Source organism: Blattabacterium cuenoti, from assembly GCF_014251275.1.
Taxonomy (GTDB): Bacteria; Bacteroidota; Bacteroidia; order Flavobacteriales; family Blattabacteriaceae; genus Blattabacterium; species Blattabacterium cuenoti_AG.
Window position 1 is genome coordinate 584,342 of record NZ_CP059183.1, and the last position, 10,561, is coordinate 594,902.

General features: G+C 22.1%; 10 protein-coding genes. All 10 read right to left on the reverse strand.

Annotated elements, in window-relative coordinates; all coding sequences use genetic code 11:
- Positions 1-7: 7 nt before the first annotated feature.
- Complete coding sequence (locus tag H0H76_RS02825; protein ID WP_185855507.1) at positions 8-1,336, reverse strand: SufB/SufD family protein; 1,329 nt, start codon at positions 1,334-1,336, stop codon at positions 8-10.
- Positions 1,337-1,339: 3 nt separating this feature from the next.
- Entirely contained in the window at positions 1,340-2,092 is a 753-nt protein-coding gene (sufC, locus tag H0H76_RS02830; RefSeq protein WP_185855508.1) for a Fe-S cluster assembly ATPase SufC, read from the reverse strand.
- Between the two features lie 35 nt (positions 2,093-2,127).
- Positions 2,128-3,576 (reverse strand): Fe-S cluster assembly protein SufB, encoded by a 1,449-nt coding sequence (sufB, locus tag H0H76_RS02835; RefSeq protein WP_185855509.1) that lies wholly within the window; start codon positions 3,574-3,576, stop codon positions 2,128-2,130.
- Positions 3,577-3,582: 6 nt separating this feature from the next.
- Complete coding sequence (locus H0H76_RS02840) at positions 3,583-3,912, reverse strand: HesB/IscA family protein (RefSeq protein ID WP_185855510.1); 330 nt, start codon at positions 3,910-3,912, stop codon at positions 3,583-3,585.
- 65 nt (positions 3,913-3,977) lie between these two features.
- Positions 3,978-4,355, reverse strand: a complete 378-nt coding sequence (locus H0H76_RS02845) for a DUF192 domain-containing protein (protein WP_238783879.1) — start codon at positions 4,353-4,355, stop codon at positions 3,978-3,980.
- A 122-nt stretch (positions 4,356-4,477) separates the two neighbouring features.
- Entirely contained in the window at positions 4,478-5,365 is an 888-nt protein-coding gene (gene lgt, locus H0H76_RS02850; protein WP_185855511.1) for a prolipoprotein diacylglyceryl transferase, read from the reverse strand.
- A 31-nt stretch (positions 5,366-5,396) separates the two neighbouring features.
- Complete coding sequence (gene yidD / locus H0H76_RS02855) at positions 5,397-5,612, reverse strand: membrane protein insertion efficiency factor YidD (RefSeq protein WP_185855512.1); 216 nt, start codon at positions 5,610-5,612, stop codon at positions 5,397-5,399.
- Positions 5,609-7,906, reverse strand: a complete 2,298-nt coding sequence (locus H0H76_RS02860) for an aconitate hydratase (RefSeq protein WP_185855513.1) — start codon at positions 7,904-7,906, stop codon at positions 5,609-5,611. Before H0H76_RS02860 ends, yidD begins: the two co-directional genes overlap by 4 nt.
- A gap of 46 nt (positions 7,907-7,952) precedes the next feature.
- Positions 7,953-8,726 carry an alpha/beta fold hydrolase gene (locus tag H0H76_RS02865; RefSeq protein WP_185855514.1) on the reverse strand — a complete coding sequence of 258 codons (774 nt, stop codon included), beginning with the start codon at positions 8,724-8,726 and terminating at the stop codon, positions 7,953-7,955.
- A 511-nt stretch (positions 8,727-9,237) separates the two neighbouring features.
- Positions 9,238-10,431 carry a mechanosensitive ion channel family protein gene (locus tag H0H76_RS02870; RefSeq protein ID WP_185855515.1) on the reverse strand — a complete coding sequence of 398 codons (1,194 nt, stop codon included), beginning with the start codon at positions 10,429-10,431 and terminating at the stop codon, positions 9,238-9,240.
- Positions 10,432-10,561 lie beyond the last annotated feature (130 nt).

Consider the following 10,561-nt stretch of genomic DNA (forward strand, 5'->3'; position numbering starts at 1 on the left):
TTTTTTTTTATAAAAGTTTTTCTATTTTTTTATTTACCTTTTTATTAAAAAAAGTCCTTAATTCAATATTATCTATAGTAGATAGTAATTTTTTTAAAAAAGATAACAGTATCATTTTCTTACTTTCTTTTTCCGAAATTCCTCTTGATCTTAAGTAGAATAATTCATATTCTTTAATATTACCTATCGTACATCCATGAGAACATTTTACATTTTTAGAAAAAATTTTTAATTGTGGATTAGCATACGCTCTAGAAGAATTTGATAATAAGATATTATTACTTTTTTGAAATGCATTTACTCCACTAATAAATTTTTTAACAATTATTTTTCCATTAAAAAAAACACTTGATTTTTCCGATAAAATACTCTTATACAATTGATAACTATATGAATTTGAAAATAAATGATTAATTAATGTACATTGATTTAAATATTGTTCTTCTGACAATAGAGATATTCCATATAAATAAGAATAAGATCTTTCTCCACAAGAATAAAAATTTAAATTATTTTTTATAATATTTCCTTTATAAGAAAAAGTATAAACAGTACATTTACTATCTTTTTTTTGTTTTAGAAATGTATTGTCTATAATTGAAGTTTTTTTTAAACAATCTTGTATTTTATAATACTTAATTTTACTTTTATCTAAAGAATATATTTCGTTTACGGAATTAATAAAAACAGAATTTTTACCCATACATTTATAATGTTCAATAATTTGAACATCAGAATTTTTTCCAACTACAATTAAGCTCCTAATATTTAACATTACTCTAGACTTAACATTTTTAGTAATAATATGTAATATTTCTATAGGATTTTTTAAAATAATATTATCTGGTATATTTATGTAACCACCGTCTTTTGAAAAAATAGTATTTAAACTATAAAATATATCATATGAATATGATAATTTTCCATAATATTTTTTTATTTTTTCCTCTTTTTGTGATATTATATTTGATAATATAATTGGATATCTATTTTTTTCCTCAAAAAATGTAGTATTGTATTTTCCATCTATAAATAAAAGTAAAAAAGCATTTTTCTTTTTTTCAATAAAAAATTTTTTTATTTTATCATATTTTATCTTTTTAGCATATTTACTATCATTATTAATAATAGTGTAATTTTCTTCATTAAAAATTGAATTAATATCTTTTGTATTACCAATTAATTTATCTTTATTTGAAATGTAATTAATATTTAATCCTTTTTTTTTAAAAAAATTAATATGTTTTTTTTGTAAGTATGATATATATGATTTTTCTTTTTTTATAGAAGAACTAATTTTTGATATAAAAAAATTTATTTTATTTTTTAAATGCATTTCTTATTTCATTTCTTTTATCCAATCATAACCCTCTTTTTCCAATTTTTCTGCTAAATCTTTATTTCCAGATTTAATTATTTTTCCATCATATAAAATATGTATTATATAATCAGATATAATGTAATCTAATAATCTTTTATAATGAGTTATAATTAAAATAGAATTTTTTTTGTTTTTAAAGTTGTTAATTCCTTTAGAAATTATACGTAAAGCATCTACATCTAATCCTGAATCTACCTCATCTAATATAGATAAAATGGGTTTTAACATCATCATTTGAAAAATTTCATTTTTTTTTTTCTCTCCTCCGGAAAATCCGTGATTTAAAGATCTATAAATAAAATCTTTTTTAAGATTTAATAAAAAAGAAATATTATTTGCTTTTTCAAGAATATCTTTAGCAGTCATTTTGTTCATATTTCTATTTTCACGAATTGAATTTATAGCTGTTTTAATAAAATTTATTATAGTAACTCCTGGTATTTCTGTTGGATTTTGAAAAGATAAAAATATCCCTAAATGTGCACGTTTTTCTGGAGAAATATTTATCAAATTTTCATTAAAAAAATTTATATTTCCTTCGTTTATTTCATATTCTTCTCTTCCAGCTATTATGGATGCTAATGTACTTTTTCCAGAAGCATTAGGACCCATTATTACATGAATTTCTCCTAATTTAATTTCCAAATTAATTCCTTTCAAAACTTTTTTCCCATTTATAGAAGCATGTAAATTTTTTATTTTCAATAACATAATAATATTTTTTTATTAAAATTATTATAAAACTATTATCCAACAGATCCTTCTAATGAAATTTCCAAAAGTTTTTGAGCTTCTACGGCAAATTCCATTGGAAGTTTTTTTAATATTTCAATACTAAATCCATTAACAATTAATGAAATAGATTTTTCAATATCAATACCTCTTTGATTACAATAAAAAATTTGATTTTCACCAATTTTTGATGTTGTAGCCTCATGTTCTACTTTAGCAGTAGAATTACATACGTATATATGTGGAAATGTATGAGCTCCACAATTATTTCCAATTAATAAAGAATCACATTGAGAAAAATTTCTTGAATTTTTTGCTGTAGGAATAATTTTAACTAAACCTCTGTAACTATTTTGAGATTTTCCAGAAGATATTCCTTTTGATATAACAATACTTTTTGTTTTTTCTCCTATATGTATCATTTTAGTTCCTGTATCTGCTTGTTGGTAATCTTTAGTTAAGGATAATGAATAAAATTCTCCAATAGATTCATTTCCCTTTAAAATACAAGATGGATATTTCCATGTTATTGCTGATCCTGTTTCAACTTGTATCCAAGATACTTTTGCTTTTTTATAACAAATACCTCGTTTAGTAACAAAATTAAAAACGCCACCTACTCCTGTTTTACTTCCCGGAAACCAATTTTGAACAGTAGAATATTTAATTTCAGAATTTTCCAATGCTATTAGTTCTACTACAGCTGCATGTAATTGATTTTCTTTTCTTTGTGGAGCCGTACATCCTTCTAAATAACTAACATAAGAATATTCATCTGCAATTATCAAAGTTCTTTCAAACTGACCAATTCCACTTTCATTAATTCTAAAATATGTAGATAATTCCATAGGACATCTGACTCCTTTTGGAATATAACAAAAAGATCCATCAGAAAAAACAGCAGAATTTAAAGCTGCATAAAAATTATCTGTTTTAGGAACTACTGACCCTAGATATTTTCTTATAATATCTGGATATTTTATTAAAGCATCATTCATAGAACAGAATATGATCCCTTTTTCTTCTAACTTTTTTTGAAATGTAGTAATTAATGATGTAGAATCTAATACTATATCTGTAGCAGTTTCTGATAAAATTTCTTCTTCTTTTATTGAAACTCCAAGTTTTTTAAAAGTATTTATCAATTCAAAATCTGAAGATTCTAATTTATTTAAATTTATTTTTTTTTTGGGTGAAGAATAATAACTTATTTCTTTAAATATTGGTATTTTATATTTTATATTTGCCCATTTTGGAGGTTTCATTTCTTTCCATATTTTATATGATTCCAATCTCCATTCTAACATCCATTTTGGTTCATTTTTTTTTTCCGTTATTTGTCTAATTACTTTTTCATCTAATCCAGCTGGTATTTTATCTGATTCTAATTTTGTTGTAAACCCATATTTATATTCAGAACTTATAAATTTTTCTAATATTTTTTTATTATTTGTTTTTTTCATTTTTTTTTACAAAGAAAAACTTTTTCCACATCCACAAGTTCGTTTAGCATTAGGATTTTCAAAGTAAAATCCTCTCCCATTTAATCCACCTGAATATTCCAAAGTTATTCCTTCTAAATAAGGAATACTATTTTTATCTATTAATATTTTTACTTCTTTATATTGAAACATTTTATCTTCTTTGTTTTTATTTTTATCAAATTTAATCTCATAAGACATTCCTGAACATCCACCATCTTTTACTCCAACTCTAACAAAATAACTTGTTTTTAACAGGCCTTCTTCTTGCATAAGATCAATTAATTTGTTTCTAGCTTTATCAGATATAAAAATCATAATATTTTAAACTTTAATTTATTATAAATTTAAATTAATAATAATACATGATTACTTATTATATTTTAATTATTTTTTAAAATATAACTTATTTTTGTTAATCCTTCTTTAATTTTCCATTTATCAGACATTCCTGAATTTACTTCTAATACATATTTAATATCATTAAATTTAATTAAATTTTCTACGTTTATTTTCCTCATAGGAGTAGCATTTTTGTATATTCCAATTACAGTATTAAATTTATCTATATAAATAATATCAATAGGAAATCTCATATTTTCCATATTTACTGTTCTAATTTCCTTTTTATTGTTGAATATAAACAACAACCCTCTATTATACTTTAAAAAAGACCTATATTTAAGTCCATTCTTTTTTTCTATTTCTTCTTTAGCAAATTCTATATCTATTTTTTTTATTATAATATTATTATTTCTCATATATAATTCTCCATGTTTAATAAAATAAATTTCCAATATATTACCTATATCAACTATTTTATATGGAAAATTTTCTTTTCTTTCAGAAGAAAAAAATAAGAATAAAAAAAAAAATAATAAACTTATTTATTATTTTCATTGTTAATAATAGTTTTTTTTTTATTTGATAAATAAAAAATAAAAAATCCAAATATTATAAAAGGAATACTAAGTAATTGTCCAGTATTAAAAAATGATATATGAATAAATTCATTATATTGAGGTTCTTTTACAAATTCTAATAAAAAACGAGTTCCCCAAACTAAAATAAAAAAAACACCAAATAAATATCCTTTGTAATTTTTTTTCTTTTTATATAAAAATATAAGAGATAAAAAAATTATTAAATAACTTATAGATTCATATATTTGAGTAGGATGTCTAGGTATAATATCTCCATATTCTGAACTAATTTTAATAAAATTTACGGCCCATGGTAATGTAGGATCACATGGAATTCCAATTACCTCAGAGTTAAAAAAATTTCCTAATCTAATTAAAACTGAAGCTATTGCAATAGCTATAGATAATCGATCACATAACCAAAAAAAAGATATTTTTTTATTTTTACTATAAATTAAATTAGATAATAGTATTCCAATAGTAGCTCCATGACTTGATAAACCTCTATACCCAACAAATTCATATCCTTTTATAAATCCTAATAAATAATAATTTTTATTTTCTTTAATAGGAAGAATAGCTTCAATCCAATGATCAGAAAAATATGTAAAATCATAAAAAAATATTTGGCCTAATCTTGCACCTAAAATTGTCCCAAAAAAAGTATATCTAAATAACGTATACAAACAATTTTTATCTATTTTATCTTTAGAAAAAAAAAATAACATTATGTACCATCCTATTAAAAAAGAAATTATAAACATTAAACTGTAAATATGAACATAAAATCCATCCCATAATTTTAATTTTTGAATAGGATTCCAATTAATAACAATGTATGATAACATTTTTTATAATTTATTTTATGTTATTATATTATTATATAGGATCGTATCCTGATTTTCCAAAAGGATGACATTTAATAATTCTTTTAAAAATCATAAAAAAAGCTTTAGAAAGATTCAATTTTTTTATAGATATCATAATATATTCCGAACAAGATGGAACAAACCTACAATATTTTCCTATCCAAGGTGATATCCCCTTATTATAAAATATTACAATTAATAAAATAAGTCCTTTTATAATTTTCATATATTTTTTTTATGATTTTTATAAATTTTAATATAATTTAAAGAAGATCCAGCTTTAAACCACTTAATCTGTCTTTCACTATAAGAATGTTTTACTGTTATTTTTTCTTTTTTTTCATTTTTATGAATAATATCAACTATAATATTTTTATTTGGATGAATATCTTTTATATAAAAATTGAAAAAATCTTCTTCCTGAATTTTGTCATAATCACTTGGATTTACAAAAGTTAATGCTAAAATACCTTGTTTCTTTAAATTAGTTTCATGTATTCTAGAAAATGATTTAACAAGGACTACACAAACTCCTAAAAATCTTGGTTCCATAGCAGCATGTTCTCTAGATGATCCTTCGCCATAATTATTTTCTCCTACAATAACAGTATGTTTATTTTTGGATTTATAAAATTTTGCTATTTTATATACTGTATCATAATGACCTGTTATAACATTTTTTATATTATTAGTTTTTTCGTTAAATGCATTAACAGCTCTTATTAGTAAATTTTCTGAAATCTTTTCAAGATGGCCTCTATATCTCAACCAAGGCCCAGCCATAGATATATGATCTGTAGTACATTTTCCTTTAACCTTTATCAAAAGTATTGCATTATACAAATCTTTTTCATTCCACGGAGAAAATGACTTTAAAATCTGTAATCTTTCTGATTTTTTATTTATTATTACAGATAATTTTTTTTCAATTTTTGATGGATAATAATATCCAAGTTTTATTGGTTCAATATTTTCAATATTAGGAAATTTTATTAAATTTGGTGGATCAAATTTAACATATTTTCCTTCTTCATTTTTTAATGAATCTTTTCTAGGATCAAAAGTTATATTACCGGAAAACACCAAAGCAGTTACAATTTCTGGAGATGCTATAAATGCATGTGTTTTTGGATTTCCATCATTTCTAGCTGAAAAATTTCTATTAAAAGAATGAATAATAGTATTTTTTTTGTTTATATTCATTTTTCTATTCCATTGACCTATACAAGGGCCACAAGCATTAGATAATATTTTACCCCCAACATCCAAAAAATTTGAAAAAATACCTTTTTTTTGTAGTAAATATAAAACCTTTTTAGAACCAGGAGTAATTAAATATTCAGAATTGATTTTTAATTTCTTTTTTTTTGCTTGTATAATTATTGATATAGATTTAGATAAATCTTCATAAGAAGAATTAGTACAAGAGCCAATTAATCCAACTTCTATTTTAGTTGGCCAACCATATTTTATAAATTTTTCTTTTACTTTTGATATAGGAATAGCTTTATCAGGGGAAAAAGGTCCGTTAATATAGGGTTCTAATTTAGATAAATCTATTGTAATTACCTTATCATAATAATCTTGTGGGTTTTCATAAATTTCCGGATCTGCTCTAAGAGAATTTTTAATATTATCAGACATAATAGATATTTCTTTTCTTCCATTATTGTCTAAGTAATTTTTCATTTGAACATCATAAGGGAACAATGATGTAGTAGCACCTACTTCTGCACCCATATTGCATATAGTTGATTTTCCTGTACATGGAATACTATTAGCTCCTTCTCCAAAGTATTCTATAATAGAATTATTTCCACCCATAACTCCCAGTATTCCAGATAATTTTAATATTACATCTTTTGGAGTTGTCCACCCACTCATTTTTCCTTTTAAGTTAACTCCAATTATTTTAGGAAGTTTTAATTCAAAGAAATGTCCAGACATTACCTCTGCTGCATCAGAACCACCTATTCCAATAGCTAACATTCCTAAACCTCCAGCATTTGGAGTATGTGAATCAGTTCCTATAATCATTCCTCCAGGAAATGCATAATTTTCTAAAATTACTTGATGAATAATTCCTGAACCAGGCCCCCAAAACCCTATTCCATATTTATTTGATGCTGATTTTAAAAAATCATAAATTTCTTTATTTACTTTAATTGAATTTAATAAATCTATATCATTACCATTTTCGGCATATATTAAATGATCACAATGTATTGTACTGGGTATAACAGATTTTGTTTTTTTTGTTTGCATAAATTGTAATAAACTCATTTGAGCCGTAGCATCTTGCATTGCAATACGATCTGGAACAAAATCCATATAATATCTATTTCTTCCACTTTTTCTATTACTGAGATTATATAACCCTAAAGCACTAATTTTGAAAAGATGAGAATATAAAATTTTTTCTGAATAAGTCATTGGATAATGAATATAAGATCTAATTTTATTAATCCTATATTCAAAATTATAATAAAGTTTTTTAATAATATTAAAATCAAAAATCATAAAATTATGTTTTATTATTTTGTATTTTTTTCATATTTATAAGTTTTTATTTTTTATTTTTCAAAAATAAGTTTATTTCTTTATAAAAATCTATTGGGTTTTCTACATGTATACAATGATTAGATTTTTTTATTGTAGAAATTTTTGCTTTTGGAAATATTTTTTTTATATTACAATAATCTTCAAGAATAAGGTATCTAGAATATTCTCCACGTATGAAAATAGTTGGCCCATTGTATGTTCCTTTTTTTATTTCTTCATAAATTATATCATCATAATTATTATCAATACCAAATAAAAAAAATTTAAAATACAATTTTCCATTTTCTTTTTTACCAGTAGATTTAGAAATAAATAATCTAGTTCTAACATCAGAAATGTACAACTTTAAAAAAGCATCTAAATCTTTTCTAGTTTTAATAATATCAAAATCAACTTTTTTTAAAATAGATATTAATTCTTTATTATTATTATTTTTATGATATATAGGTGAAATATCTACAACAATAATTTTTTTAGGTATATAAGGAAATTTAACAGAAAACTTCATAATAATTTTTCCCCCAATTGAATGCCCTAATAATATGGGATTCTGTAATTTATAATAATTTATGTAATTTAATATATCTTCTGACATAATATCCAAACTCATTTTTTCTGAAAAAGGACTTTTACCATGATTTCTAATATCTAATAAATGAATTTGGTAATAGTTAGAATATTTTCTCGCAAAAAAATTCCAGTTATCACCATTTCCAAATAATCCGTGAAGAACTAAAACAGGAGAACCTGATCCTAATATTTTAGAATATAATATCATAAATCTATATATTTTTACATGCCAATCCCAACTATATTTTTTTTAAAAAACTTTTAATTATATTTTCTAAACTCATGTATAAAGATAAAACATCAGTAATCAATTAATAAACTATTGTTACTTCAGCAAGTATAGGAATTTTCTTTAATTGTATTTACTTGCTAATTTTTTTACATTTTTTTTTATATAAATATTTATAATAAACGTTTTATTACCATATCCTGTAGAATACTTATCACTTATCCTCACTTTTCCTTTACATTTTATATTATATTTATAAATATAAAATAAAAATAATATTTTAGATTAAATCCATAAGAATAAGTAATAGCATTATATTCATAATTGTACTAAAGTAACTTGATATGTAATTACATATTTATAAGGCCTATAATTAATTGTAAACCAATTTACTAAAAATATATAAACATTATTAGCAATTTTTTGTAAAAAATCTGGCCACTTATTTAAGTTATAAAATTTGCAATTTTATTTAAATTAATACTTAATTTTACCATTTTAATTCTTTTTTAGCAAAAACTTGGGAAACTTCTAAATTGAATTCTTTTGCTGCTGTTAGTAAATGATCAAATACATTTGCTTGTATTTCTTCATAATTAATAGATTCAGAAGTTTTTGCAAAACAGTATAATTCTACAGGTAAACCATAAGGAGTAGGTTCCAAATGTCTAACCATTAAAGTTTCTGTTTGAGAAATATTTGGATGTTTATGTAAATATTCTAATGCATATTTACGAAATAAACCAATATTTGTTAATCTTTTTCCATTAAGATTCATATTATACTCTACATTTTCTTCTTGTTGTTTTTTATTAATATAGTTTTTAATTAGGTAAATATGTTTTAATTTTTTTAGTTTTTCAGAATTACAAAAATGAAAAGATTGTATATTAAATAATATTGATCTTTTAATTCTTCGTATGTTTTTCTGACGCATTACTTCAAAATTAGTTACAGCAGTTGAAACTAGATCATAAGTAGGAATACTTGTTATGGTTTTATCAAAATTTTCTATTTTTGCAGAACTTAAATCAATTTCCAAAACAGTTCCTTCTATATTATATTTCTTTATTCCAATCCAGTCCCCAACTTTAATCATTTTTGTAGATGCCATCTGTACACCAGAAACAAATCCAAGTATAATATCTCTAAATACTAATATCACAATAGCAGTTATTGCACCTAAACTTGTTAAAACACTAACTAGATCATTTTTTGTTAAAATAGCAATTATAACTAAAATACAAAATATAATTGATATTATTTTCAATAACTGTGAAAAAGAACGTATAGCTAAAGTATGATGACTATTTTCACTAGTAGCAATTCTAATTATAGAATTAATTATTCTTATCAAAAATTGCAAACTTATTAGAACGAATAATATATCAAATATTTTTTCTAAATAAAAAATTATTACATAATAATTTTTAAAACATGGTTTTATTAAAATATATCCAATTGACCATGAGAAAAAATGAGAAAAACTATCAAAAACCTTATGTTCATATAAAACATCATCCCATACAAAATTTGTAAAATTTACAATTTTACTTCCTATAAAACGTACAACTTTACTAAAAGAAAATTCTATAAACAATAATAATATTGTAAAAAATAATATCTTTCCAATTATAATAATTGTAATGTTACTCCATTCTTTTATATTATGAAATACACTCATATTATACTTTTATATTTAAATATAAATATAATCGATAGTTATCAATAAATTTATCTTTTTATATTTTTGTTTCCTTTTGTTTGTTATATTTTATATTGTATAACATATTCGGTTTTAAAATTTTAATTTT

Excerpts from the sequence above, each read along its gene's own strand:
- lgt (WP_185855511.1), bottom strand. The coding sequence starts at position 5,365 with ATGTTATCATACATTGTTATTAATTGGAATCCTATTCAAAAATTAAAA.
- sufC (WP_185855508.1), bottom strand. The coding sequence starts at position 2,092 with ATGTTATTGAAAATAAAAAATTTACATGCTTCTATAAATGGGAAAAAA.
- H0H76_RS02860 (WP_185855513.1), bottom strand. The coding sequence starts at position 7,906 with ATGATTTTTGATTTTAATATTATTAAAAAACTTTATTATAATTTTGAA.
- sufB (WP_185855509.1), bottom strand. The coding sequence starts at position 3,576 with ATGAAAAAAACAAATAATAAAAAAATATTAGAAAAATTTATAAGTTCT.
- yidD (WP_185855512.1), bottom strand. The coding sequence starts at position 5,612 with ATGAAAATTATAAAAGGACTTATTTTATTAATTGTAATATTTTATAAT.
- H0H76_RS02840 (WP_185855510.1), bottom strand. The coding sequence starts at position 3,912 with ATGATTTTTATATCTGATAAAGCTAGAAACAAATTAATTGATCTTATG.
- H0H76_RS02865 (WP_185855514.1), bottom strand. The coding sequence starts at position 8,726 with ATGATATTATATTCTAAAATATTAGGATCAGGTTCTCCTGTTTTAGTT.
- H0H76_RS02845 (WP_238783879.1), bottom strand. The coding sequence starts at position 4,355 with ATGAGAAATAATAATATTATAATAAAAAAAATAGATATAGAATTTGCT.
- H0H76_RS02825 (WP_185855507.1), bottom strand. The coding sequence starts at position 1,336 with ATGCATTTAAAAAATAAAATAAATTTTTTTATATCAAAAATTAGTTCT.
- H0H76_RS02870 (WP_185855515.1), bottom strand. The coding sequence starts at position 10,431 with ATGAGTGTATTTCATAATATAAAAGAATGGAGTAACATTACAATTATT.